We start from the raw sequence: 24,250 nt of genomic DNA, 5'->3' as shown, positions 1-24,250 counted from the left end.
AAAGAGATAAAAGGAGAAGCTGATGCCATCTCATGCGCATCTGGAGCATAAGTTCGCGCGCTTCGGCGAGGATCTGACCATTGGCGACGAGGCCGACGATATGGTCATGATCAGCGGATATGCCAGCCTGTTTGGCTGCGTCGACGCTGGCGGTGACATGGTGCAGCCGGGGGCCTATCAGGCGTCGCTCGACCGTCTGGCGCAGGCCGGGATCGCGGTCAAGATGCTGTGGCAGCACGATCCCGCACAGCCCATCGGAGTCTGGGATGAGGTCCGCGAGGATGCCCGCGGCCTGCATGTCCGGGGCCGTATCCTGACCCGCACCCAAAAGGGCGCCGAGGCTGCGGCGCTGATCGCTGTCGGCGCATTGGATGGGCTGTCGATCGGCTACCGGACCCGCCGCGCCGTGGCGCGCAAAGGCGGCGGGCGCTCCCTGTGTGAGCTGGACCTCTGGGAGGTCTCGCTGGTGACCTTCCCGATGTTGTCCACAGCCCGCGTCAGCCCAGCCGGGGCCGCCGCCAAATCGCAGACCGCAGAGCACGGCGCCATCGCCCCGGACGATACCCCGCAGATCTGGCGGGAGGTGATCGACCTGCTGCGCAGCGGTGCCAGCCTGACGCCGCTCGGCTGAATGCAGGCCCCGGCCGCCGCTGCGGTCGCGCCCCGCTTTTGCCTTCCTCAATCGACCCAAAAGGACAGACAGATGAGCCATCCCCAATCCCACCCGGAACCAACGGCCCACTCCCATGCGGCCCCGCAGGAGGTCAAACAGGCCGTTGCCGACTTCGTGCATGATTTCAACGGGTTCAAAGACGACATTGCCCTGAAACTGAAACAGACAGAAGAGCGTATGACCATGTTGGATCGCAAATCCCACTTTGCCAATCGTCCCCCTCTGGCCGCTGCCGATGCAGGCGGCGCGCCTCATCAGAAAGCCTTTGATGCCTATCTGCGGTCCGGCGATGACGCCGCGCTGCGTGGCCTTGATCTTGATGCCAAGGCGATGGCCACCACCGTCAATGGCGATGGCGGCTACCTGGTGGATCCGCAGACCTCGGATACGGTCAAATCCGTGCTGAACAGCACCGCCTCGATCCGCGCCGTCGCCTCGGTGGTGACGGTGGAGGCAACCTCCTACGATGTGCTGATCGACCATGGCGATGTCGGTCACGGCTGGGCGAATGAGACGGCGGCGGTAACCGAAACCGCAACCCCGGTGATCGACCGCATCACCATCCCGCTGCATGAGCTGAGCGCCTTGCCCAAGGCCTCGCAGCGGCTGCTGGACGACAGCGCCTTTGACGTCGAGGGCTGGCTGGCTGGACGGATCGCCGACAAGTTTTCCCGCGCCGAGGCGGCTTCCTTCATCAATGGCGATGGCAACGACAAACCGACCGGCATCCTCTACCACCCGGTGGTGGCCAATGACAGCTGGAGCTGGGGCAACCTTGGCTATGTCACCACCGGCGTGGAGGGCGATATCGGCGATGGCGATGCAATCATTGATCTGGTCTATGCGCTTGGCGCGCAGTACCGGGCCAACGCCAGCTTTGTGATGAACTCCAAAACCGCGGGCCTCCTGCGCAAGCTGAAGGATGCCGATGGCCGCTTCCTGTGGTCCGACGGGCTGGCAGCGGCGGAACCGGCGCGGCTGATGGGCTATCCGGTGGTCATTGCCGAGGACATGCCCGACGCCGGTGTGAACGGCTATGCCGTGGCCTTTGGCGATTTCGCGGCCGGCTACACGATCGCCGAACGCCCCGACCTGCGGGTGCTGCGCGATCCCTTCAGCGCCAAGCCGCATGTGCTGTTCTATGCCACCAAACGTGTCGGCGGCGATGTCAGCGATTTTGCCGCCATCAAACTGCTGAAATTCGGCCTGAGCTGACGCTTGGACCGATGGCGGACCCGGCAGCCCGGTTCCGTCTGCGGATGCGTGCCTTCAGGCCGCTGTCGTCCAGCTGCTCCCCTTCCGTCCAGCGGCAGCAGCCCGGCGCGCATCCGCCCCGACCCATCCGGCAACAGCCAGCCCGAGCAGCCCCCGAACGAACACCCGTTGGAGTGAAGAGATGATGTTGAATGAAGTGACACCGGTGCCAGAGGCGGTTCTGCCGCAAGAGGCGTTCAAGGCGCATCTGCGTCTGGGCACCGGCTTTGACGAGGCGGGGGTGCAGGAGGCCGTGCTGATCAGCTTCCTGCGCGCTGCCATCGCGGCGATCGAGGCACGCACCGGCCGGGTGCTTCTGGCGCGGGATTTCCTGCTGACGCTCGCCGCCTGGCGGGATCCCCAGCTACAGGCGCTGCCGCTTGCACCGGTGCAGCAGATCCACTCGGTCACGCTGAGCGATGCCGCCGGGGTCGAGACCGTGCTGCCACCCGGTCGCTACCGGCTGGAACCCGACAGCCAGCAGCCCCGGCTGCGTCCGGTTGGCGGGGTGCTGCCCACAATTGCCAGCGGTGGTGCGGCGCGGATCCTGATGCGGGCGGGCATGGCCAACAGCTGGTCGGCATTGCCCGGCGATCTGGCGCAGGCGGTGCTGATGCTGGCGGCGCATTACTATGAGTTTCGCGATGACACGAGGTTGCAGGGCGGCTGTATGCCCTTTGGCGTCACCAGCCTGATCGAACGCTATCGTGCGCTAAGGGTGAGCCTGGGCGTCGGCGGCGGGCATGGGATCGGGTTCGGCCGCAGCTTTGGGCCGGGGGCAGGCGCATGAGCCGCCGCACCACATCCCGCCCCGCTGCCCGCTCCACACCACGTCTCAACCGCTGTCTGGCGCTGGAGGATCCGCGCCGCACCTCGGATGGGGCTGGCGGGTTTCTTGAGGCATGGCAGTTGCTTGGCCACCATTGGTGCGAGATGCGTGCCCTCAGTGGCCGCAGCACCGATCACTCCGGCACCAGCCTGTCATTGCAACGCTACCGCATCACCCTGCGCGCCCATCCCACCGGTAGCCCGGCGCGGCCCCGGCCGGACCAGCGGCTGCGCGATGGTGCCCGGATCTTTCGCATTGATGCGGTGGCCGAAGGCGACCCTGACGGCCGCTACCTGACCTGTTTTGCCACCGAGGAGACCACCGCATGACCTATGCCCTGGCCCTGCCGCTGCAGGAGGCGCTGTTTCAGCACCTGACCAATGACCCGGCGCTGACCACCGCGCTGAGCGGCGCCATCTATGACGCGCTGCCAGCAGGCAGCCTGCCGCAGACCTATGTGACCCTTGGCCCCGAGGAGGTGCAGGACCGCTCCGACCGCAGTGGTGCCGGCGCGCGCCACCGGGTGGAGATCACCGTCTATACCGATATTGCGGGCTTTGCCGGTGCGAAGGGCATTGCCGCCAGCATCTGCGACAGCCTCGCCAGCGCCTCGCTCAGCCTGACGCGCGGGCGACTGGTGGGCCTGTGGTTCGACCGCGCCAGCGCCAGCCGCAAACCCTCCGGCGGCCGCGAGATCCGCCTGCGCTTCACCGCGCGGCTGGAGGACAGCTGACACCCGGTCGGTTTGGTGAAAATCCAACATTAATTACAATGCGTTGCGCGGCAAGGCTGATCTGAACTGGCGCGACGTCCCATCACTCAGCAACAGGAGATCACCGCTATGAGTGTTCAAAACGGCAAGGATCTATTGGTCAAGATCGACATGACCGGCGACGGTCAGTTCGAAACCATCGCGGGGCTGCGCGCCACGCGCATCAGCTTCAACGCCGAAAGCGTCGATGTCACCAGTCTGGAAAGCCAGGGCGGCTGGCGCGAGCTGCTGTCCGGCGCGGGGGTGCGCTCGGCCAATATCTCCGGCTCCGGCATCTTTCGCGATGCCGGGACGGATGAGCGGGCGCGCCAGCTGTTCTTTGAGGGGCTGACCCCCGCGTTTCAGGTGATCATCCCCGATTTTGGCATCGTCGAAGGCCCGTTTCAGGTCACCGCCCTGGAATATGCCGGCAGCCACAATGGCGAGGCCACCTATGAGCTTGCGCTCGCCAGCGCCGGCGCGCTGGTCTTCACCGCCGTCTGAGGGGGGTGACCATGACCCCCTCGGAACAGCCAGCCCCGGCAGTTAACGCCTGTGCGGCCAATCCCTATGCCGGCGAGGTGCTGCTGGCGGTAAACGGCGATGTGCTGGCGTTAAAGCTCACCCTCGGGGCGCTGGCGGCGCTGGAAACGCGGCTCGGGACGGGATCGCTGATTGATCTGGTGACCCGGTTCGAAAGCGGCGGGTTCTCGGCGGCGGATGTGCTGGCGCTGCTGGCGGCGGGGGTGCAGGGCGGCGGCCACCGGCTCAGCGAGGCGGATCTGGCTGTTGCCGATATCGACGGTGGTCCGATGCAGGCCGCACGGGTCGCCGCACAGCTCCTGGCGCGCAGTTTTGCGCTGCCGGGAGAGGCGGGCGCGCAGCCGACCGGATCGGTGGCCCCATGACGCGCCGGCAGCACTCCACAGACAGACAGAGCACCGGCCTTGACTGGCCGGCGCTGATGCGGGCGGGGCTGGCGGGGCTGCGGCTCACGCCGGATCAGTTCTGGCGCCTCACCCCGGCGGAGCTGCGGCTGATGCTGGGGCAGGACAGCGGCGTTGCGCCGCTGGGACGGGCCGGGCTGGACCAGCTGATGCGCGCATTTCCCGATCCCGCCGCGCCGAGATCCCCAGAAACAGGAGCCGTAAGCGATGAGTGACACAGGACTGAACCAGCTGGAACAGCAGGGCGAGGCGCTGAGCGACAGCCTTGGCGATGCGGCGGGCATGGCGGCCACATTCGATGCCGAACTGCGCCGGGTGCGCGCCGCCTTTGCCGCCACCGGCAAGGATGCCGAGACCCTGGAACGCGGTATGTCCAAGGGGCTGCGCCGCGCCTTTGACGGTGTTGTCTTTGACGGCATGAAGCTCTCGGATGCGCTGGATACCATGGCGCAGTCGATGATCCAGACCACCTATTCGGCGGCCATGAAACCGGTCACTTCCCATATTGGCGGGCTGCTGTCGGATGGGGTGGGCAAGCTGATGAGCGGCATTCTCCCCTTTGCCGATGGGGCGGCGTTTTCGCAAGGCCGGGTGATGCCCTTTGCCAAGGGGGGGATCGTCAGTGGCCCGGTGAGCTTTCCCATGCGCGGCGGCACCGGGCTGATGGGCGAGGCAGGCCCAGAGGCGATCCTGCCGCTGACCCGTGGCGCCGATGGTGCGCTTGGTGTGCGCAGCCAGGGCGGGCGGGCCACCTCGGTGGTGATGAATATCCAGACCCCCGATGTGCAGGGGTTCCAACGCAGTCAGGGCCAGATTGCCGCCCAGCTGAGCCGCGCGCTGTCGCGTGGCAATCGCAACCGCTGAGCCGGAGGACAGCAGATGAATTTTCACGAGGTCAGATTTCCCGCATCGCTGAGCTTCGGCTCAATCGGCGGACCGGAGCGGCGCACCGATGTGGTGACGCTTGCCAACGGGCATGAGGAACGCAACACCCCCTGGGCGCATTCGCGTCGCCGCTATGATGCGGGGCTGGGCCTCAGGGGGCTTGAGGATATCGAGGCGCTGATTGCCTTTTTCGAGGCGCGGCAGGGCCAGATGTACGGTTTCCGCTGGAAGGATTGGTCCGACTACAAATCCGCCCGCGCCACGCAGGAGGTGGCGTTTGGGGATCAGGTGATCGGTATCGGCGACGGGGTGCAGCAGGTGTTCCAGCTGAGCAAGACCTATCGTTCCGGCAGCTTTGCCTATCAGCGTCCGATAACGAAACCGGTGGCGGGCAGCGTGCGCATCGGGATTGAGCAGGACGCTTTGCAGGAGACGGTAGACTACACGCTCGACAGCACCCTTGGCACCATCACGCTGGCGCATCCGCCAGAGGCGGGACTGTCGGTGAAGGCGGGGTTTGAGTTCGATGTGCCGGTGCGCTTTGACACCGATCGCATTCAGACCAGCGTGGCGTCCTTTCAGGCGGGCGACGTGCCCAATGTCCCAGTGGTGGAGGTGCGGGTCTGATGGCGGGGGTAAGCGAGGCGTTTCAATCCCATGTGGCCAGCGGTCTGACCACGCTGTGTCGCTGCTGGCTGGTGACCCGCAGCGATGGCGTGCGGTTCGGCTTTACCGATCATGACCGCGACCTGCGGTTCGAAAGTGCCGCCGAGGGCGAGGCCGGTCTGCTGTTTCGCGCAGGCACCGGGCTGACCGCGCGCAGCCTGCAACAGGCCACCGGGCTGGCGGTCGACAATACCGAGGCGCTGGGTGCGCTGAGCGATGCCGCGATCCGCGAGGACGAGATCGAGGCCGGGCGCTTTGACGGCGCCGAGGTGCGCTGCTGGCTGGTGAACTGGGCCGATGTCTCGGTGCGCTGGTTGCAGTTTCGCGGCAGCTTTGGCCAGATCCGCCGTGCCGGTGGTGCCTTTGAGGCGGAGCTGCGCGGCCTGACGGAGGCGCTCAACCAGCCGATGGGGCGGATCTACCAGAAACCCTGCACGGCGGTTCTGGGCGATGGCGCCTGCCGCTTTGACATGACCACGCCGGGTTACACGCTGGAGCTGGCCGCCGAAGAGATCCGCGAGGGGCAGTATTTCGGATTTGCCGCCCTGCCGGGGTTTGAGCCGAACTGGTTCACCTCTGGCCGTCTCACGGTGATGAGCGGTGCGGCTGAGGGGTTGTGGGGCTGGATCAAGCAGGACCGCCAGAAGGTCGGGCGGCTGGGACAGGACGCCACCGCGCCGGATCCGAACGCAGAGCACCGCCAGCTGACCCTCTGGGAGCCGCTGCGGGCGCAGATCCGACCCGGCGATCTACTGCATCTGGCAGCGGGCTGCGACAAGCGGCTGAAGACCTGCCGGCTGAGGTTCAACAATGGCGTCAATTTTCAGGGCTTTCCCGATATCCCGGGCGAAGACTGGGTGATGAGCGTGCCGCGCCAGAGCGGCAATAACACCGGCGGCAGCCGCAGATGAGCGGCGCGAGAGGGATATTGCGCGCCGAGCTGGTTGCTGCGGCGCGGGGCTGGCTGGGCACGCCCTATGTGCATCAGGCCGCCCGGCGCGGTGCTGGCTGCGATTGCCTCGGCCTGATCCGGGGGGTCTGGCGTGAGGTCTACGGCCAGGAGCCGGAGGCGGTGCCGGGTTATACGATGGACTGGTCCGAACCGCAGGGCGAGGAGGCGTTGTGGCAGGCGGCGCTGCGCCATCTCAGCCCCCGACCGCTGGAGGATGCGCGCGCCGGTGACGTGATCCTGTTTCGGATGCGCCGGGGGGCGGTGGCCAAACATATCGCGCTGCAAACTGAAACCGGCGCCATGCCGCGGTTCATCCATGCCTATTGCGGCCACGGTGTGGTCGAGAGCGCATTGAGCCAGCCGTGGCAACGGCGGATCGTGGCGCGGTTTTCCTTTCCTGATGTTGATGCTGATGAGGTGACGTGATGGCGACCATTCTTCTTTCTGCGGCGGGGGCGGCCCTTGGTGGCTCGGTTGGGGGGGCTGTGGCGGGTCTCTCCTCGGTAGCGATTGGCCGCGCACTTGGCGCCACCGTCGGACGCGCCATCGACAGCCGCCTGCTGGGCGCGGGCAGTGAGCCGGTGGAGACCGGCCGGGTGGAACGCTTTCGCCTGACCCATGCCAGCGATGGCCAGCCGATTGCGCAGGTTTATGGCCGGATGCGGGTGGGCGGGCAGGTGATCTGGGCGTCCCAGTTCCGCGAGACCTCCACCACCAGTGGCGGCGGCGGCAAGGGCGGCGGTCGGCGCCAGCCCAAGGTCACCAGCTACAGCTATGATGTCTCGCTGGCGGTGGCGGTCTGCGCCGGAGAGGTCGCCTCCATCGGGCGGGTCTGGGCTGATGGCGAGGAGGTCGCGCCCAAGGATCTGAACATGACCGTCTATCGCGGCACCATGGACCAGCTGCCCGATCCGGTGATCGAGGCGGTGGAGGGCACAGGCGAGGTGCCCGCCTATCGTGGCACCGCCTATGTGGTGATGGAGAACCTGGCGCTGGAGCGTTTTGGCAACCGGGTGCCGCAATTCTCGTTCGAGGTGCTGCGTGCCGAGCAACCGGCCTCCAGCACCTATGATCTGGATCTGCCGCAGCTGGTGCAGGGGGTTGCCCTGATGCCGGGGACCGGGGAATACGCGCTGGCCAGCACGCCGGTGCATTACGACCACGGGCCGGGACAGGCCAAACCCGCCAATTCGCACAGCCCCTCGGGGGAGACCGATCTGGTCACCTCGCTGACGACCCTTGGCGAGGAGCTGCCCGCCTGTGGCGCGGCCTCGCTGATTGTGTCGTGGTTTGGCAATGATCTGCGCTGCGGAGTGTGTAGCGTCAAACCGAAGGTGGAGCGCCAGCATATCGAGGGGGCGAATATGCCCTGGTCGGTGGCCGGGCTGACCCGGACGGAGGCCGAGCTGATCGCGCGGCAGGATGACAGACCCATATACGGCGGCACCCCCACCGATGCCTCGGTGATCGAGGCCATTCGCGCAATGCAGGCGCAGGGCAAGCGGGTGATGTTCTATCCGTTTATCCTGATGGATCAGATGGCGGGCAATGATCTGCCCGATCCCTGGAGCGGTGAGCCGGGTCAGGCGCATCTGCCCTGGCGCGGGCGGATCACCCTGTCGCTGGCACCCGGCCAGCCCGGCAGCCCCGATGGCACGGCTATGGCGCGGGCTGAGGTGCAGCAGTTCTTTGGCACGGCAACGGCGGCGGATTTCACCGTGGCTGACGGGAGCGTCACCTATAGCGGCCCGTTGGAGGATTGGGGGCTGCGGCGGTTTATCCTGCATAATGCCGCGCTTTGTGCCGCGGCGGGCGGGGTTGAGGCGTTCTGCATCAGCTCGGAGATGCGCGGATTGACCCAGATCCGCGATGAGGCAGGCTTTCCTGCGGTGGCAGAGCTGCAGGCGCTGACGCAGGAGGTGCGCCAGATCCTTGGGCCGGATACCAAGATCGGCTATGCCGCCGACTGGTCGGAATACTGGGGCTACCAGAGCCCGGAGGGGAACCGCTATTTCCACCTCGATCCGCTCTGGGCGGATGAGCAGATCGATTTCATCGGCATCGACAATTACATGCCGCTGTCCGACTGGCGCGAGGGGGAGGATCATCTGGACGCCCGGGCCGGGGCGCCGGGCATCCATGATCTTGAGTATCTGCGCGCCAATATCGAGGGCGGCGAGGGCTATGACTGGTATTACCACTCGCCCGAGGCCGAGGCGGCCCAGATCCGCACGCCGATCACCGATGGCGCCTATGATGAGCCGTGGATCTGGCGCTACAAGGATCTGCGCAGCTGGTGGTCCAAACCGCATCATGACCGGATCAACGGGCAACGTGCCGCGCTGCCCACCGCATGGGAGCCGCAGAGCAAACCGATCTGGTTCACCGAACTGGGCTGTGCCGCCATCGACAAGGGCACCAACCAGCCGAACAAGTTTCTGGATCCCAAAAGCTCGGAATCCAAACTGCCGAAATTCTCCAACGGGCAGCGCGATGACATGATGCAGCTGGCCTATCTGCGCGCGTTGCTGGGCTATTGGCAGGAGGAGGGGAAAAACCCCGTCTCCGAGGTCTATGGCGGCCCGATGCTGGATATGTCGAACGCCTATGTCTGGGCCTGGGACGCGCGCCCCTTTCCGGTGTTTCCCAATGCGGTGGAGGTCTGGAGCGACGGGGAGAATTACCTGCGCGGCCATTGGTTGAACGGACGGGTGGGGCAACGCACGCTGGCCTCGGTGCTGGAGGAGATCTGTGCCGCCTCGGGTGTTGCGGCGATTGATGTCAGTGACCTGCCTGCGCTGGTGCGCGGCTATGCGATCAGCGATGTCGGTGAGGCCCGCGCCGCGCTGCAACCGCTGTTGCTGCGCCACGGGGTGGATGCCATCGAACGCGATGGTCTGCTGCGGTTTCGCCTGCGCAATGGGCGACAGGACGCAGCGCTGGATCTGGCGCAACTGGTTGAGGGGCAGGAGCTGGACGGGGTGCTGGAACAGACCCGCGCGCCGGAGGCCGAGCTGGCCGGACGGATGCGGCTGCGCTTTGTCGAATGGGGCGGGCGCCATGATCTGCGCGGCGAGGAGGCGGTGCTGCCCGATGAGGCCACCCATGCGGTCAGCGACAATGAGCTGCCGATGGCGCTGACCCGCGCCGAGGGGCGGCAGGTGGTGGAACGCTGGCTGAGCGAGGCCCGTATGGCCCGCGACACCCTGCGGCTGGAGCTGCCGCCCTCCGCCATGGCGCTGGGCGCGGGCGATGTAATCCGCCTGCCGCTTGCCGGGGCAGAGGCAGGCCCGGAGGTAGGTTCAGAGGCGGGTGCGGAGGTCGGCAGCGGTGCGCAGGCCCGGTACCGGATCGACCGGGTCGAACAGGGCGCGGCGCAGCTGATCGAAGCGGTGCGGATCGAGCCGGAGAACTACCACCCGGCACCAGTGCCGGAGGAACTGCCCGGTGTCACCGCCTTTGCGGCACCGGTGCCGGTGCTGCCGCTGTTCATGGACCTGCCGCTGATTGGCGGCGATGAGGTTCCCCATGCGCCGCATCTGGCAGTGACGGCGCAGCCCTGGCCGGGGAGCGTTGCCCTATACGGCGCACAGAGTGATGCGGATTATGCACTGGAGGAGGTGCTGGCCGCCGCTTCAACCATTGCCATCACCAATACGGTGCTGCCTGCGGGCGCGCCAGGGCGCTGGGAGCGGGGCGACGATCTGGAAGTTGATATGATCTCTGGCCAATTGCAGAGCCGGGACCGGCTGGCGGTGCTGAATGGCGCCAATCTGGTGGCCATCGGCGATGGCAGCCCCGGCAATTGGGAGCTGATGCAATTTGGCGAGGCCGAGCTGATCGCGCCGGGGCGCTATCTGCTGCGCGACCGGCTGCGTGGGCAGCAGGGCAGCGATGCGCGGATGCCGGTGGCCTGGCCGAAGGGCTCTTATGTGGTGGCGCTGGATGGCACGCCGCAGCAGATCACACTGGCTGCCAATCAGCGTGGACTCAGCCGTCACTACCGTATCGGCACCGCCCGGCGCCCCTATGATGATCCGAGCTATGTGCATCTGGAGGCGGCCTTTGCCGGTGAAGGGCTGCGCCCCTATGCGCCGGTGCATCTGCGCCAGACAGGCGTGTTGGGCAGCGGCGCGGTCGGGCTGGACTGGATCCGCCGCAGCCGCATCGACGGCGACCGCTGGGATCTGGCGGAGATCCCGCTGGGCGAGGATCTGGAGCGCTACCGCCTGCGGATCCTGCGCGGCGGCGAGATCCTGCGCGAAGAATTGCTGGACGCTCCCGGCTGGAGCTATTCGCTGGCGGCCCAGACAGCGGATGCGGTGGTGCCGGGAGATCGTATCGAGGTGGCGCAGGTCTCGGCCCGCTACGGGGCTGGTGCGGTGACCGCACTGCGGCTGGTCTGAGGCGGGGCGGGAATGCGACGGCCTATCCTGCCCGGTGATATCACCAGCACCGCCCGCGCGCTGCTGGCGGTGGCCCCGGCGCAGCGGCGCGCGCTGTGCCAGCGGATCTTTGCCGGGGCGGCGCAGGCGGTGCGCCATCTGCGCCGCCACCGGCGGCTCTGCCCGCGCTGGGGCGATGGCTCCCTGAGTGCTGCGGCGCGGAAATTCCCGCTGGCGGATGAGCCGTTTTATGACGCGCCGGACTATCTGGCCTGTACCCGGCTGGTGCTGGCTGAATTGGCGCGTCATATCAGGCATAATCCGGGCTAGCGGCTACCGGATGCCTTGTGATGCGGCTGTTGCGGCGCCTCAACGACGCTGGCAGCGTCTGTGCCGGGCGGCCATTTGACAGCCTGTGGCACTGTCAATATCGGGCCTGCACAGCCCCTGTGCATCGGGGCACGGGAACTGGTGCGGCGGGTGATCACCAATAAAAACAATGGGCTGTCGGTGTATGACTGCGCAGCCGGGGCAAAAGATCAGCAGATCCGATGGCTCTCATCACGGATTTGCGGTTGGCCTTTTTGCGCTGGGGGAGGTACTCTGGTTGCAACACAGGAGGCAGAGCCATGCTTGAGACGCGCCAGGCCGTCAGTTCCGTTGATCCCGTCTGGGATCAGATCACCACCGAGGCGCAGGACGCCGTGCGCCGCCAGCCGCTGATGGGCGGGCTGATCCATGCCTGCATCCTGCATCATACCTCGCTTGAGAAGGCGCTGTCCTATCGCATCGCGGCGAAGCTCTGCTCCAATGAGATGTCGATGGTGATCCTGCGCGAGATCGTCGACCGGGCCTATGACGAAAACCCGGATCTGATTGCCGCCGGGCGCGCCGATCTGATGGCGGTCTATGAACGCGATCCCGCCTGCCACCGGCTGTTGCAGCCGATCCTCTATTTCAAGGGGTATCAGGCGGTTCAGGCCTATCGGGTGGCGCATTGGCTGTGGCAGCAGGGCGATTACGATCTGTCCTATTTCTTCCAGATGCGGATTTCCGAGATCTTTGGCGTTGATATCCATCCGGCGGCCAGAATTGGCCGGGGCATCATGATCGATCACGCGCATTCCATCGTCATCGGCGAGACGGCGGTGGTGGGCGACAATGTCTCCATGCTGCATTCGGTGACCCTGGGCGGCACCGGCAAGGAAGAGGAAGACCGGCACCCGAAGATCGGCAATGGCGTGCTGATCGGTGCTGGCGCCAAGGTGCTGGGCAATATCAAGGTGGGCCATTGCAGCCGTATCGCGGCAGGATCGGTGGTGCTGGCCGAGGTGCCGCCCTGCAAGACCGTTGCGGGCGTGCCGGCCAAGATTGTCGGTGAGGCCGGCTGCGACCAGCCGTCGGTCAGCATGAACCAGGTGCTGGGCGGCGACAAGCCGCAGTAGGCCGCGCCGCTTTGCAGGTCTGGGCATGGCGGGCAGTGCGCGTGCCGCCATCGGTGCATTTGTGAGTATTTTTGGAAAGATGACGATGGAGAGGGGCAGCGCTGGCGGCCCCTTTTTTGGTGGGGTGTGGGAGGTGCGAATGGTTGCCAGTCGGGTAAGTCGCTGTCACAGCCCGAAGCCGACTTGCGGCGATGCGGCGGCAGGGCTGCCGCGAAACTTTATCGGGGCGCTTCTGCCAGACGACGTTAAGCTGCCCAACGTAGGCATGGCCGCCTCATGTCAGCTAGAGGCCGGTTCGGCGAGACGTTTCATTTCAAGTTCGTCCTCCCGCAGGCGGAGTTATCTCTGGTCGGCTTTGAAATCCTTAAGGGCATGCCGCCGGGTATCGGTCGCAATCTGGCCTTCGGCGCTTCGCCTTGCGTCTAAATCCACCGGTTCTTCCGTCATCACTTTGTCCTCTGATACATCAGCGTTCGGCCGCGGCCGTCAGGCCGGGAGCTGGAGGAGGCGTGCTCCCAGCCGGCTCTCCGGTCTCCATTCCTCTCAGAAACCTGAAAAGTTCGCTGTCCGTTGTCAAAACCAGCGTTGTGCCCCCTGAAATCATGTCCTTGTAGGCCTGCATTGTCCGGGTGAACGCATAGAATTCGGCTGCTTGGGCGTCGGTGTTGTAGGCTTTTGCGTAGATCGCAGCCGCCGAGGCGTCAGCCACGCCGCGGATTTCCTCGACGGCGCGATACGCTTCGGACTGTATCTTGTTCAGGTCGCGCACCCGGTTGCCGCGGATCCGCGCGGCTTCGCCGTTACCTTCGGAGAGGAAACGTTCAGCGATCTGGCGGCGCTCTGAGATCATGCGGTCGTAGATCTTCGGACGCACACTCTCGTTGTAATTGATCCTCTTGAAACGGATATCGAGAAGCTCGATCCCAAAAACGCGAACCTTTTCTGAGGCGGCTGCGAATATCTCCTGTTCCACAAGTGCGCGGCCTTTCTGGATAGGAACCAGAGAACCTATGTCCTGCGCGCGCTCCTCATCGGTCAAAAGCGTGTCCCGCAGCGGGGTCCGGCCCTTCGTGGTCCGGATAATCTCTATCAGCTCGTGTTTGGCGACGGCATTGCGGGTTTCGCTGCCGAGAATATCGTCTAGACGGGATTGCGCGCTGCGCTCATCGCGCAGCCGCAGAAAATACTGCAACGGGTCGGTGATTTTCCAGCGGGCGAACAGATCGACGGATATGTAAAGCTTGTCCTTGGTGGGCATGTCAGAAGGATTGCCGTCCCACTCAAGAACCCGGCGGTCGATCCGGTTGACGTCCTGAACGATGGGCAGCTTCAGCTTTAATCCGGCCGTTATGACTGGTTCGCCCACAGGTTTACCGAATTGGGTGATAATGGCCTGCTCGACTTCGCCAACAGTGTAGAGGGAACCGGAGGCAATCACGCCGACAGCAACCGCAATCCCTGCGAAGAGCCCCAATCTGATGTTCATGACGGATCCTCCTGAAGCCTGTCGAGGTTCAAAAGCGGCAGGATGCTCGCAGTCGATCCGTCGACAATGATTTTTGACAGGATGCTGGGCAGAACATCTTGGAGGGTTTCTATGTATATCCGCCGCCTCGTGACTTCAGGCGCCTTTACGTATTCGGCCAAAAGCGCGGTGAACCGCGCTGCGTCGCCTTCCGCCTCGTTGACGCGTTTCAGGCGATAACCGTCAGCCTCGCGGATCCGCTGATCTTTCTCGCCTTCGGCCAGCGGAATGACTTTGTTGTATTCGCGGCGCGCCTCATTGATCAGGCGCTCCTTTTCCTGCTGTGCCTGGTTGACCTCATTGAACGACGCCTGAACCGGTCCCGGCGGGTTGATGTTCTTCAGCTGGACCTGGTCGATGCTGATACCCATGGCGTATTTCGTGGACAGAGCCTGCATCTTGAGAAGCGCCTCGCTCTCGATCTCCTGACGGCCGATGGTGATGACCTCGTCAACGGTGCGGTCGCCAACGACCTCTCGCATCACGGACTCAGAGACGTAGCGCAAAGTCGCGCTTGGCTCGCGTACCTCGAACAGGAATTTCAGGGGGTCAGAGATCCGGTACTGCACCACCCATTCCACAAGCGCGGCATTCAGATCTCCCGTGACCATTTCGGTTTCGCGCCGGCCGTCTGACGGGCTCTGGAAGGGATCACTCCGGCCCGGAGTCGTGAATCCGAATTCCTGCTTCAGCTGCCGTTTCACGGGCACCAGCGTGGCAACGTCGATGCCAAGCGGGAATTTGAAATGCAGGCCAGGCGGAACCTCAGCAGTGTATCTGCCAAAACGCTGGACAACGGCGACAGAGTCGCTCGGGACTGTGTAATATGAAGACCAGGCCGCAACCGCTGCCAAGACTATCGCTCCTGCGACCAGTATGCCCTTCACAGGGGGCCGCCCATCAGGGAGCAATCCGCCCAGCCGGTCGCGGCCTTGACGAAGAATTTCGTCGATATCGGGCGGATTGCGCTTCTGTCTGCTTTGCCATGGCCCACGGTCTTCCGGGCCGCCGTTCTGGTCAGGCATATTGTTTCCTCTCCTGGTCTCTCAAACCGGCATCCGATACAGACCTTTGACGCAAAGGCGCCTGCGCGCGGCTTATTCCCTCTGTGTCGGCATTCCTTCGTTCTCCGCGGCCTGGATTGGTGAATTTTCCGTTGGCAATTCACCCGCTATAGCCGCATCCGGCGCCTCTTTGTGCGCCTGAGATGCGCCCCCGCCCGAGTAAAGGTTCCGCAGCTGAGTTTCGGAGACCCCGTCGGCCACCATCACCAGCCGGACCATCGGGTCAGAAAGCATTTCTTCCAGGAAATATTCGGCCAGTTCTTTTCCGGTGAGCTTGTCCTTTGCCAGGGCGTCATCGAGGTCGGCCAGCGAAACGGTCAAGGTTCTCGCCAGCCCGGGGTGGAATTCCCTGGGATGCAACTTCACGGCGACAGAAGCTCTCCAAGTCTCAGGCTGCAGGCTGTCGGGAGGTGAACACAGTTCCGTTTCAATGTCATATTCTCCGGCAGGGAGCGTTTCGCTGAAGCCCGGAACGTTGAACGGCCGGGCAAAGACCGCAATGGATTTTCTAACTGCCTCGTTCATGGGTGGGGTCCTCTCATCGAAGCGACAAGCGGGCCAAGGCTGCGGCTACTGACGCAGTGCCCTTGTCGTGGTAGTCCCCGTGGAAAACACCGTCCACCTTGACCTCCCAGATTCCATTCCTCTTCCGGGCACGAACGCGCTCCGCCTTCGCAGTTGGACGATAGGGGTGTGTCGAAATTTGGATATCTTCCGGTTTGTGCAGTGGCTTATCGAGCACGCTGGAGCTTGCGGCCCTTGGCAAATGCGGTTCTCCAAGAGCCATTACGGTGCGAATGAATTCCTCTGCATAATCATCCGCGTTCCGGTGGTCATGCTCATGCCTCACCATGGCCATTGGCTCAACAAAACGCTTCTTAAGGTGTTCAATGAAACGCGGTTCCGTGCGGGACATGTAAGCAATGAGCGACTGGAGAATCCGTTCATGGGCCAGAACGCGCCGTTCAAGATCTGTCATTTCAGGCAGAGATGGTAACATGGCACTGTTCATCCTTCATTGATCGTGTTTTCCGGGCGCTCCGACGACTTTTCGACGTCAAGGGCCGCAAGACAGGCGTGCGCAATGTCCCGGTCCGGAAACTCGGTTCCCGGGACGGTCGCCCAACCGGCTTTCATGAGGGCATCCCGCTGCCGGTAGGTAGCAACGGCCCTGATCGCTGCCAGCTTTGCGTCGCGTTCCGCATCGGTTCGGGCCATGTCCAGACAGACCGGGACCAAAGCCGTGACTACATTGTTGCGGGACATGGTCACGGCCATGCCGTGTGACGTTCCGCCGGTCACCCAGCCGCCCCAGGTAAATCCGCCGATGCCTAATAATGCGCCACCTATCACGGCGCCGTAGAGGCCGGGTTTAAGCCATTCGGGAGTGTACATTGTGAATCCTCCTGCGGGGAAAGCGCCGCCTCGCTATCTTCAAGTGTTGCGTTTCGGGTCTTGGCCGAGCGCTGCTTCCAGGTCGGTCCAGGTAATTGGCCGCAACTCTGTCCGGCCCGGCAAACGCCCCTTGCCGTGGATGGTCAGGTAAATCGCCGTTCTGCGGTAAGCCGTGAAACTCAGCCCTTCGATAAGCTCCTCCTCGACCAGCACTTCGTATTCGCCGGAAGGCAGTTCGTCCGGATATCCGGGCAAGGTAAAAGGCTGCGGGAAAGTCACGGTGGATCTGATTGATCGCAAGGCCATCACCGGTCTCCGCGATATGTGCATGTCTGCCGCGCTGCCTTGGCTGCAGCATCCCGGTTGCCGAGAGGCAGCCAAACTTTGCGGCCCTCCTACATTACCCCGGAACCGGGCGGTGCGTGCTGACCCATGTTAGCGCCGCTGGGGTCCTGACCGCTCTGGCATACCCGGACCAAACCTTCGGCTAGACTTCAGAGGACTGGAGACCGGCTGATCTGCGTCAGCGCGTGCGTCGGGCAATGCGGGTATGATCGGAGTTATCCGAAGCGTGTTACCCGGCAGGCGGCAGCCCGGTTCTTCGGGAACAGCCGCTTCCCGATCCGAACACCTAAAAAGGGAGGATATGCCGATGCCAGCCGCTGGCATTCTTCAACCCCACAGCCCTGAGTTTGACCGCTTTTTGCAAGCCTTCGTTGGCGAGGACCGGAATGGCAATGCTGTTACGGTTCTATCGGCCCTCGCGCGGCTTGAACTCGAACCTTGGGAGGAGGCAGCCGCGCTTGCCGCGTTGGAGAAAGAGGTCGCAGGCTCGCGACTGGAGATGCTGCTGTCGCAATGCCGCGACGTGCCCGCACTCAAGCAGGATAGCGGAACGCTCGCCCGGAAACTGACCCGGCTTCTCCCCAAACATCGCAAGCGCTTGATGGCTGTTTCTGGCGCCGCAGAAAACGGGCCGACGAATTTGTCTGGGTTGATCTGGGCGGTACTGACGATCCTCTTTCTGATTTTGCAGTTAATACTCACAGGCACTCCGGGGACGGGCCAATGATGTCAGGCAAAACACGGGAGGGCGACCGCAGTGATGGTAAGGACTATGCGGTGCTATGGGATCTGGAAGAGCGGTGCTGGACCAGCGGAGCGGACAGCGCCCGCACCGTGACTGCAAAAAATGCAGTGATGATACTTCCCTATCCGCCGGGCATTCTTCAGGGCGGGCAGATCCTGGAGCATGTGAAGAAAAACACGGGCTGGCGAACCGTGGAAATGAAAGACCGCAGCCAAATCAGGCAAGGGGCCGTTGCTGTGCTCGCCTACCGCGTATTCGCCGAGAAGTCAGGCTTGCCAATCTATGAGGCGCTCTGCGCGTCCACATATCTGCTGGACAACGGCCGGTGGCTGCGGCTGTCACATCAGCAAACCCCCACCACCTGATGCCAGCGGGATGAACCCTCACCTTGGGGCGATATCTTTAACGCACTTCTCGGCATGTGAAACGGCTCCCGAGCTCTTCGTTCAAAGATCATCAGCCAGAAGATGCGGACCCGCCCCAAGCTAACCTGCGTCAGTGCTGCGGAGCAGAGAAGATGGGTACATGGCTGCGTGCCTGCCGAATCTCCGGCGGCACTCATTTCCGAGCAGCAGAGAAGCACGGGATGCGTGCGGATCCTCAAATGGACTGCATTGCACTGCGTGCCCTATTCTCGGAATGTCCAAGAAAGGACAATCCAATGACACCCGAACAGACCAATGCCGCCGAGAAGATGACCTCGGTCAAAGCAGCCTGTGACAAGGCAATCGCCGGCCCCAAAAAAGACCGGGCTGTGAAGCACTACCAGGCGGCCGAGAAGGCGCACGCTGCGAAGAACCACGCCGAAACGAACAAGGAACTGGACGCGGCTAAAAAAGCGCTTTCGTGATACTCCTTTGCTTTAAATGAAGATCGGGCCGCCCCAGGTTGTTCCGGGGGGAGGGGCGGCCTTTTTCATTTCAAGAGCGGGCCGGTCTGATCCAGATACGCCGGATCGAACCCCGAAAACTCTACCAGCCCGTCATAATTGCCGAACGTTACACGGCCGTCCCGAAATGTCAGCAGGCCGCGTTCGCGAAGCTGGCGCAAGACACGGTTCACATGGACGGCGCTTAGGCCGAGCGCGTCAGCAAGATGATACTGTGTCAAAGGGCAGACGTAGCCTTTCTTGCTCCCCATTCCGACCAGCTTCAGCCTTGCCCCCAATTCCAGCAGAAAATGCGCCATGCGTGCATCCGCAGCGCGGCGGCCAACTCCTACGAGATGCTCGACCACCATGGCTTCGTCCCGTGATGCCGCCCAGAGAATTGCTGCCGCGAGGCGAGGCGTCTTCTCGAAGGCTTCCAGAAGGTCGTCCGCAAAGACCTCTGCCGCCTGAATATCCGTGACCGGCTCGAAGCTATGGTCGGAGGTGCGCAGCAGCACGCTGCGCAATCCAATAAAGTCCCCCGGTATCTGGAAATCTACGATCTGGCGGGTTCCGTCCGGCTGAAGCTTGTAGGAACATACCCAGCCGGCGGCCAGAATATAAGCGGCCTGATCCGACTGCCCCTGATGCACGAGATCACGCCCCGCCAAAAAGGACCGGCGGCGCAGATGCAAACGCTTCAAGACGCCCAATTCATCTTCAGACAATGCGACGAAGACTTGCAGCTTCCGTGTAAGCGGGCTTTCTAAGATATCCGTCATCGGGGCCTCTCAAGCTGGAAAGAAACTCCAGACGCAATCGCGCACAGACTGCTTTCGGTTAGCCCAGCATACCATTTTTCTGCGAAGATGCTTGGGACAAGCGAGGCCAGTCTGCTGCGCGATGTTTTACCGTCACCGGAAGGATACAATAAAATGCTCAGCGAGAAAGACTTCTCGGGAATGGCTGCCCTCTCGATCTGCGAAGCACTGCTGCTGGCGATGAACGATCACAAGCTCCTGCCCGAGCGCGAGATCGTGGGTATCCTGCGGGACGCTGCAAAGACGCATGAAAACGCAGCTGTTACTGATGGCGAGATAGAGGCGCATCGAGCCGTAGCGGGTCTCATCAACCGGATCATTGCTGGCGGGAACTCCGTTCGGAGGCCGCCGGGATGATATACTCAATCGCAGCGTGATAGACTTCGCCTATGCCGCTTTCGTCCAACTCTTGCAATGCACGGAGCCACCAGGCCGACCTGCAGGACATACCGAGTGGCACGGGCCGCAAAGACGGTAACGTCCAATCTGACATTGTCTGACGTCAGCGCCAATGGGACAGTGTAGCGCGATTTGATAACAGCGGGTTTCCGGCTCATCGTAACCACCATTGAGTGGAGATGAGGCGACCCACTTCCGTATGCGAACGCCCAAGAACGTCCGTACCAAGATGGCCTTCCATGTCCTCGCCGATAAGATCAAGCGAATGATAGCCCCGATCGGGGTACGCGGGCTTCTGACTGCCATTCCGGCCTGAAGGGCGGTGCTCAACTCAAGCTGCACCGCAGAAAACGCCACACAAGCGCGGATTCAGCCCTCTCCGGCGTATAAGACGCTAAAGTGTTCCTGGATCCGGCTGCCTCCCCAAAATCGACTGAAACATCCTCATCGTCGAGAAACCAGGCGAGTTTCCACAGACCCTCGGCTGAAGCCAGACAAATAGCTGCGGCAAAAGCCTTGGAGCATATACTTTCGTGATTGTGAGCATTGTCGCGAAGAGCCTGATCGAACAGTAGTTATGACGCAGCTGGGCGATCTCCAGGCTCTGTCCATTACCTTTGCCGCTGACGCGATATACAAACCTGTGTCCAGCAGTGATCCGGCGGGACCACCAGCCGCTTAAATCGCCTTTGAGAGCCAGTATCCTCTCCTCCCGCTGGAGCCTTGCCTAAGGCTCTACAAGTCAGAGGCAAGGCTTTGGGTATGTTTTTTAACGTCTTGGCGTCCTAGATCTCGACACTCTCGGAAATTGACAAGGCATCTTCCAGGTCAACCCCTAAGTAGCGGACTGTGCTATCCATCTTGGTATGGCCGAGAAGGAGCTGAACCGCTCGAAGGTTCCCGGTTTTGCGATAAATCTGAGCCACCTTGGTACGCCGCATCGAATGTGTTCCATAGGCGCTTGGCTCCAAGCCAATGGATTTCACCCAATCCCGAACCAGTCGCGCGTATTGGCGTGTACCTATGTGCGGCCGATCGTGCAGTCTTCCAGGCCAAAGAAACTCCGATTTCTTCATTATTGGCATATTCAGCCAGGCCTGAAGCGAAGATCGCGTTCCTTCGGTAATTTCGAACCGAACCGGTTGACTGGTTTTGCTTTGGGTTATGGACGCGTGCTCTTTCACGTGGCCTGCTGCATAAACGTCAACAACACGCAAACGGACGAGATCACATCCTCTGAGTTTGCTGTCTATTGCCAAGTTGAAGAGTGCCAGATCACGCACCCTATCGGAGAGTTCAAGGCGAACGCGAATTGCCCAGACATGCTTGGGACGCAAAGGACGTTTTTGGCCTATGATACGCCCTTGTTCCAGGGAGCGTGACGCATGCGAATTGCGGGAAGGTTAGGAATTGACATAGTTGGTCCTCCGACCACCGCAACCCTCCACATCCTTGGCATTTCGCCAACGGTCTATGGATAGCATCTGAAGTCCATCCGTAGGTCGAAAGACTTCGAAGTATTCTGCGTTAGAGGGTAATAGTGCGGAAAGGTCTGCTTTGCTTCGCTGCAACGCAGCAGAGTGGCGACAGGGCAAGAAAGAAGCTCCGACTTTGCAAAGCCCGCTTTCCTGCGCGTCGCTGACGTCTACACTGATCGCAGTATCGCCTGGATCAATTGGACAGGCTTGAAGGTCCGCTTTCGGGAGACCTTTCGCGCTTGCAGCGGCGCTTGCGCTGCGCCCTGCCTGAATGTCGTGATTGGGCTGCCTTGCGTTGTCTGGTAGAAGCGTCTTGGTGAAGTTTCGCTGCAACCCTGCCGCCGCATCGCCGCAAGTCGGTAGTGAGCCCAACCTGTACCTTGGATGTTCTCGCTGCGCGTGCTCGCAGCAGAAAAATCGCCGCGTGAGCAAGAAATTTGATGCCGCCAAGCAGCAGGAAGAGCGGTCACTCATGCGCGCCGCAGCGAGATCACTCACCCGAATTCACAGGTCGCCGGACAAAACTGACATTGGAAATTTGACAATTGCTGACGCAGCATCTGTTCTCGCACATAGCGCGTCCATCGTTGCGATGCAGCGCGTGTCGTTGCAGCGGTCGTTCGGGTTTAGAAGCTTTCCGCTAGCCCTCGACCACCCACGCTTACAAACCCAAGCCCATGACAAAAGCGACCGCCAGGGCTAGAAGAAACAGCGTCTCGGCCAGAAGGATAATTCCGTAGCTGGGTTTCACCTTGAGGATCGTGGAGAGGCTGGTCTTCACGCCAAGTGCCGAGATGGCGATAACCAGGCACCAGCGCGACAGGGCGCCTGCCGCTTCGGTAATTGCCTGCGGCACTGAAACGGTGTTTGCAAGAACCGCCAGGACAATGAACAGAACAAGGAACCACGGCAGCGACAGTTTTTGCGCTTGTGCGCCGCGGAAGCTGGCCATGACAAGAAGCATCACCACGGGCAGCAAAGCCACCCTGACCATTTTCACAAAGGTGGCAATGACCCCGGCCTCTTCGCTGATGGAATAGCCAGCCCCGACCACCTGGGCGACATCGTGAATGGTGGCGCCAATCAGGAAACCGCTTTCCAGGTCGCTCATCCCGACGGCCGCAAAGAGGACCGGATAGACAATCATGGCGATGGTCGAAAGGGCGGTAACGCCGATCACGACAAACAGGGTGTCCTGCTCGCGGCCGCTGCGCGGCGGCAGAACGGAGGCAATGGCCAGCGCGGCGGAGGCCCCGCATATCGCCACGGCTCCACCTGCGAGAAGGCCGAAGGCAAGGCGGCGGCCGAACAGGAAGGACAGGGCCGCCCCCCAGGCGAGGGTGGCAATGACGAAACCGGCCACCGCGGCGACAGCGCCCAGCCCCACGCTCTCCACGTCGCCGATGCTCAGTCTCAGCCCCAGCAGAGCAACACCAACGCGCAGCAGGGTCTTTGCGGAAAAGTCCAGACCGGGTGAAAACGCCGGGTCGCTGTTCAGGAAATGGAAGGCCATCCCGATCAGCAGCGCAAACAGCATGGCAGGCGCGCCATAGTGTTCTGACAGAAAGGTTGCGGCGGCGGCGATCACGCAGACGAGCAGTATGCCGCCAAAGTGGCTGTCCCAGCGCGGTTTGATCGCCGAAATCATTGGCCTCTCCTCAATCGGAAGTGCAAATGCACGCACTGGCCCCGGTCATGGGCCAGGCATGGCATTCTACAGAGAATGTGCGACCCTAAGAGGGCAGGCCGCACAGAAGAACGCGGATCAGGATGTCCAGCGGGCCTTATGGTCAAAGGCGGCATCATATCCGAACAGTGCCGCCGCGCCGCCGGTATGCAGGAATACCACCCGCTCACCTTTCTTGAAATGCCCCTTGCGGATCAGATCGATGAAGCCGGCCGCCCCCTTGGCGGAGTAGACCGGATCCAGCAGGATGCTTTCCAGCTCGGCAAACATCCGGATCGCCTCCAGACCGCCTTCGGTCGGGATGCCATAACCCTCGCCGACATAATCCGTGTTGGCCACCACATCTTCGCGCTGCACGATGCCGCCGCAGCCCAGCTTCTCCGCCGTGGCGCAGGCCAGGTTATAGACGTTCTCTTCCTGCTTGGGCTTGGGCGCCCGGACACCGATACCCAAGAGCGGGATCTGCGCGTTCATCGCCTTCAGGCCTGTGATCAGCCCCGCCTGGGTTCCGGCAGAGCCGGTGGCATGAACGATATGGTCGATCTTCAGCCCGCCGGCATTGGCCTGCTGCAGGATCTCAAAGGCGCAGTTCACATAGCCCAGTGCGCCCGTGGCGTTGGAGCCGCCGCCGGGGATCGTATAGACCTTTCTGCCATCGGCGCGGAATTTCTCGGCCACGGCCTCCATTTCCGCATTCATGTCCAGACCGCCGGGGCGCTTTTCGGTGGTGGCGCCATGCAGGTGGTCCAGCAGTACGTTGCCGTTGTTGTTGTAATTCGCGTTGTTCGAGCCGGTGCGGTCCTCCAGCAGGATATGGCAATCGAGGCCCAGCTTAGCCGCAAAGGCCGCAGTCTGGCGGGCATGGTTCGATTGGGTGGCACCCTGGGTCATCACCATATCGGCTCCCTGCAGCTCCGCCTCTGCCATCAGGAACTCCAGCTTGCGGGTTTTATTGCCGCCGGTGGACAGCCCGGTGCAATCGTCCCGCTTGATCCAGATCTCGGGCCCGCCCAGCTCCTTGCTCAGGCGGTCGAGCCGCTCAAGCGGCGTGGGCAGATGCGCGATGAAACGGCGGGGGAAGCGGGCAAGGTGCATGGGACTCTCCTAATGTGGATTTCCTGCAAGTTACCCAACCC

29 protein-coding genes and 1 pseudogene are annotated in these 24,250 nt (G+C 62.8%); 19 read left to right on the top strand and 11 right to left on the bottom strand.

Annotated features, from left to right (window positions below; translation table 11 throughout):
- The first annotated feature begins 22 nt into the window (after window positions 1-22).
- From WLQ66_RS07925 to cysE, 15 genes are all read left to right on the top strand, one after another.
- Entirely contained in the window at window positions 23-631 is a 609-nt protein-coding gene (locus tag WLQ66_RS07925) for an HK97 family phage prohead protease (protein ID WP_340545791.1), read from the top strand.
- Window positions 632-703: 72 nt separating this feature from the next.
- Window positions 704-1,888 (top strand): phage major capsid protein, encoded by a 1,185-nt coding sequence (locus WLQ66_RS07920; RefSeq protein ID WP_340545790.1) that lies wholly within the window; start codon window positions 704-706, stop codon window positions 1,886-1,888.
- Between the two features lie 181 nt (window positions 1,889-2,069).
- Window positions 2,070-2,717: a head-tail connector protein gene (locus tag WLQ66_RS07915; RefSeq protein WP_340545789.1), complete on the top strand. Its 648-nt coding sequence runs from the start codon at window positions 2,070-2,072 to the stop codon at window positions 2,715-2,717.
- Window positions 2,714-3,085: a head-tail adaptor protein gene (locus WLQ66_RS07910; RefSeq protein WP_340545788.1), complete on the top strand. Its 372-nt coding sequence runs from the start codon at window positions 2,714-2,716 to the stop codon at window positions 3,083-3,085. Before WLQ66_RS07915 ends, WLQ66_RS07910 begins: the two co-directional genes overlap by 4 nt.
- Window positions 3,082-3,489 carry a DUF3168 domain-containing protein gene (locus WLQ66_RS07905; protein WP_340545787.1) on the top strand — a complete coding sequence of 136 codons (408 nt, stop codon included), beginning with the start codon at window positions 3,082-3,084 and terminating at the stop codon, window positions 3,487-3,489. Before WLQ66_RS07910 ends, WLQ66_RS07905 begins: the two co-directional genes overlap by 4 nt.
- Before the next feature lie 108 nt (window positions 3,490-3,597).
- The gene (locus WLQ66_RS07900) at window positions 3,598-4,011 is read left to right on the top strand and encodes a phage major tail protein, TP901-1 family (protein ID WP_061048939.1); all 414 of its coding nucleotides are present in this window, start codon (window positions 3,598-3,600) and stop codon (window positions 4,009-4,011) included.
- 11 nt (window positions 4,012-4,022) lie between these two features.
- Complete coding sequence (locus WLQ66_RS07895; RefSeq protein WP_340545786.1) at window positions 4,023-4,415, top strand: gene transfer agent family protein; 393 nt, start codon at window positions 4,023-4,025, stop codon at window positions 4,413-4,415.
- Entirely contained in the window at window positions 4,412-4,669 is a 258-nt protein-coding gene (locus WLQ66_RS07890; protein WP_340545785.1) for a rcc01693 family protein, read from the top strand. Before WLQ66_RS07895 ends, WLQ66_RS07890 begins: the two co-directional genes overlap by 4 nt.
- Window positions 4,662-5,318 carry an RcGTA-type gene transfer agent tail tape measure protein gene (locus WLQ66_RS07885; RefSeq protein WP_260079402.1) on the top strand — a complete coding sequence of 219 codons (657 nt, stop codon included), beginning with the start codon at window positions 4,662-4,664 and terminating at the stop codon, window positions 5,316-5,318. Before WLQ66_RS07890 ends, WLQ66_RS07885 begins: the two co-directional genes overlap by 8 nt.
- 15 nt (window positions 5,319-5,333) lie before the next feature.
- On the top strand, window positions 5,334-5,966 hold the full coding sequence (locus tag WLQ66_RS07880) for a DUF2460 domain-containing protein (protein WP_260079401.1): 633 nt from the start codon (window positions 5,334-5,336) through the stop codon (window positions 5,964-5,966).
- Window positions 5,966-6,916: a phage/gene transfer agent baseplate hub protein gene (locus WLQ66_RS07875; protein WP_340545784.1), complete on the top strand. Its 951-nt coding sequence runs from the start codon at window positions 5,966-5,968 to the stop codon at window positions 6,914-6,916. The genes WLQ66_RS07880 and WLQ66_RS07875 overlap by 1 nt, the downstream gene beginning before the upstream one ends.
- Complete coding sequence (locus WLQ66_RS07870; protein ID WP_340545783.1) at window positions 6,913-7,383, top strand: NlpC/P60 family protein; 471 nt, start codon at window positions 6,913-6,915, stop codon at window positions 7,381-7,383. The genes WLQ66_RS07875 and WLQ66_RS07870 overlap by 4 nt, the downstream gene beginning before the upstream one ends.
- Window positions 7,383-11,363, top strand: a complete 3,981-nt coding sequence (locus WLQ66_RS07865) for a baseplate multidomain protein megatron (protein ID WP_340545782.1) — start codon at window positions 7,383-7,385, stop codon at window positions 11,361-11,363. The genes WLQ66_RS07870 and WLQ66_RS07865 overlap by 1 nt, the downstream gene beginning before the upstream one ends.
- Before the next feature lie 12 nt (window positions 11,364-11,375).
- Entirely contained in the window at window positions 11,376-11,672 is a 297-nt protein-coding gene (locus tag WLQ66_RS07860) for a DUF7742 family protein (RefSeq protein ID WP_340545781.1), read from the top strand.
- 299 nt (window positions 11,673-11,971) lie between these two features.
- Window positions 11,972-12,787: a serine O-acetyltransferase gene (gene cysE, locus WLQ66_RS07855; protein ID WP_340545780.1), complete on the top strand. Its 816-nt coding sequence runs from the start codon at window positions 11,972-11,974 to the stop codon at window positions 12,785-12,787.
- 466 nt (window positions 12,788-13,253) lie between these two features.
- Here the strand turns inward: cysE and hflC are convergent, their stop codons facing one another.
- The 6 genes from hflC to WLQ66_RS07825 form a co-directional block, all read right to left on the bottom strand.
- On the bottom strand, window positions 13,254-14,273 hold the full coding sequence (gene hflC, locus WLQ66_RS07850) for a protease modulator HflC (RefSeq protein ID WP_340545779.1): 1,020 nt from the start codon (window positions 14,271-14,273) through the stop codon (window positions 13,254-13,256).
- Window positions 14,270-15,337, bottom strand: a complete 1,068-nt coding sequence (gene hflK, locus WLQ66_RS07845) for an FtsH protease activity modulator HflK (RefSeq protein WP_340545778.1) — start codon at window positions 15,335-15,337, stop codon at window positions 14,270-14,272. Before hflK ends, hflC begins: the two co-directional genes overlap by 4 nt.
- A 72-nt stretch (window positions 15,338-15,409) precedes the next feature.
- Window positions 15,410-15,901: a hypothetical protein gene (locus WLQ66_RS07840; RefSeq protein WP_340545777.1), complete on the bottom strand. Its 492-nt coding sequence runs from the start codon at window positions 15,899-15,901 to the stop codon at window positions 15,410-15,412.
- A gap of 13 nt (window positions 15,902-15,914) precedes the next feature.
- Window positions 15,915-16,376: a hypothetical protein gene (locus tag WLQ66_RS07835; protein ID WP_340545776.1), complete on the bottom strand. Its 462-nt coding sequence runs from the start codon at window positions 16,374-16,376 to the stop codon at window positions 15,915-15,917.
- Window positions 16,377-16,384: 8 nt separating this feature from the next.
- On the bottom strand, window positions 16,385-16,771 hold the full coding sequence (locus WLQ66_RS07830) for a hypothetical protein (RefSeq protein ID WP_340545775.1): 387 nt from the start codon (window positions 16,769-16,771) through the stop codon (window positions 16,385-16,387).
- Window positions 16,772-16,810: 39 nt separating this feature from the next.
- The gene (locus tag WLQ66_RS07825) at window positions 16,811-17,077 is read right to left on the bottom strand and encodes a hypothetical protein (RefSeq protein ID WP_340545774.1); all 267 of its coding nucleotides are present in this window, start codon (window positions 17,075-17,077) and stop codon (window positions 16,811-16,813) included.
- 346 nt (window positions 17,078-17,423) lie between these two features.
- On the opposite strand from WLQ66_RS07825, the gene WLQ66_RS07820 reads away from it, so the two are divergent.
- From WLQ66_RS07820 to WLQ66_RS07810, 3 genes are all read left to right on the top strand, one after another.
- Window positions 17,424-17,843, top strand: coding sequence for a hypothetical protein (locus WLQ66_RS07820; protein ID WP_340545773.1), 420 nt, complete (start codon window positions 17,424-17,426; stop codon window positions 17,841-17,843).
- A gap of 50 nt (window positions 17,844-17,893) precedes the next feature.
- Complete coding sequence (locus WLQ66_RS07815) at window positions 17,894-18,226, top strand: hypothetical protein (protein ID WP_340545772.1); 333 nt, start codon at window positions 17,894-17,896, stop codon at window positions 18,224-18,226.
- A gap of 296 nt (window positions 18,227-18,522) precedes the next feature.
- Entirely contained in the window at window positions 18,523-18,711 is a 189-nt protein-coding gene (locus WLQ66_RS07810) for a hypothetical protein (RefSeq protein WP_340545771.1), read from the top strand.
- A gap of 65 nt (window positions 18,712-18,776) precedes the next feature.
- On the opposite strand, the gene WLQ66_RS07805 is transcribed toward WLQ66_RS07810, so the two are convergent.
- Window positions 18,777-19,511, bottom strand: a complete 735-nt coding sequence (locus tag WLQ66_RS07805; RefSeq protein ID WP_340545770.1) for a Crp/Fnr family transcriptional regulator — start codon at window positions 19,509-19,511, stop codon at window positions 18,777-18,779.
- A gap of 153 nt (window positions 19,512-19,664) precedes the next feature.
- Between WLQ66_RS07805 and WLQ66_RS07800 the strand changes: the two genes are divergently transcribed.
- Window positions 19,665-19,907 carry a hypothetical protein gene (locus WLQ66_RS07800; protein WP_340545769.1) on the top strand — a complete coding sequence of 81 codons (243 nt, stop codon included), beginning with the start codon at window positions 19,665-19,667 and terminating at the stop codon, window positions 19,905-19,907.
- Between the two features lie 436 nt (window positions 19,908-20,343).
- Here the strand turns inward: WLQ66_RS07800 and WLQ66_RS07795 are convergent, their stop codons facing one another.
- The 4 genes and pseudogenes from WLQ66_RS07795 to cuyA form a co-directional block, all read right to left on the bottom strand.
- Entirely contained in the window at window positions 20,344-20,649 is a 306-nt protein-coding gene (locus WLQ66_RS07795) for a type II toxin-antitoxin system YoeB family toxin (RefSeq protein ID WP_340546324.1), read from the bottom strand.
- Window positions 20,650-20,734: 85 nt separating this feature from the next.
- Window positions 20,735-21,366, bottom strand: a pseudogene (locus WLQ66_RS07790) (tyrosine-type recombinase/integrase).
- Between the two features lie 722 nt (window positions 21,367-22,088).
- Window positions 22,089-23,075, bottom strand: coding sequence for a YeiH family protein (locus WLQ66_RS07785; protein WP_102855925.1), 987 nt, complete (start codon window positions 23,073-23,075; stop codon window positions 22,089-22,091).
- A gap of 117 nt (window positions 23,076-23,192) precedes the next feature.
- Entirely contained in the window at window positions 23,193-24,209 is a 1,017-nt protein-coding gene (gene cuyA, locus WLQ66_RS07780; RefSeq protein ID WP_340545768.1) for a D-cysteate sulfo-lyase, read from the bottom strand.
- Window positions 24,210-24,250: the final 41 nt, after the last annotated feature.

This window comes from Phaeobacter sp. A36a-5a (assembly GCF_037911135.1).
Classification (GTDB): domain Bacteria; phylum Pseudomonadota; class Alphaproteobacteria; order Rhodobacterales; family Rhodobacteraceae; genus Phaeobacter; species Phaeobacter bryozoorum.
Note: the sequence above shows the minus strand (reverse complement) of the source record. Positions and strands in the feature narration are given on the sequence as shown.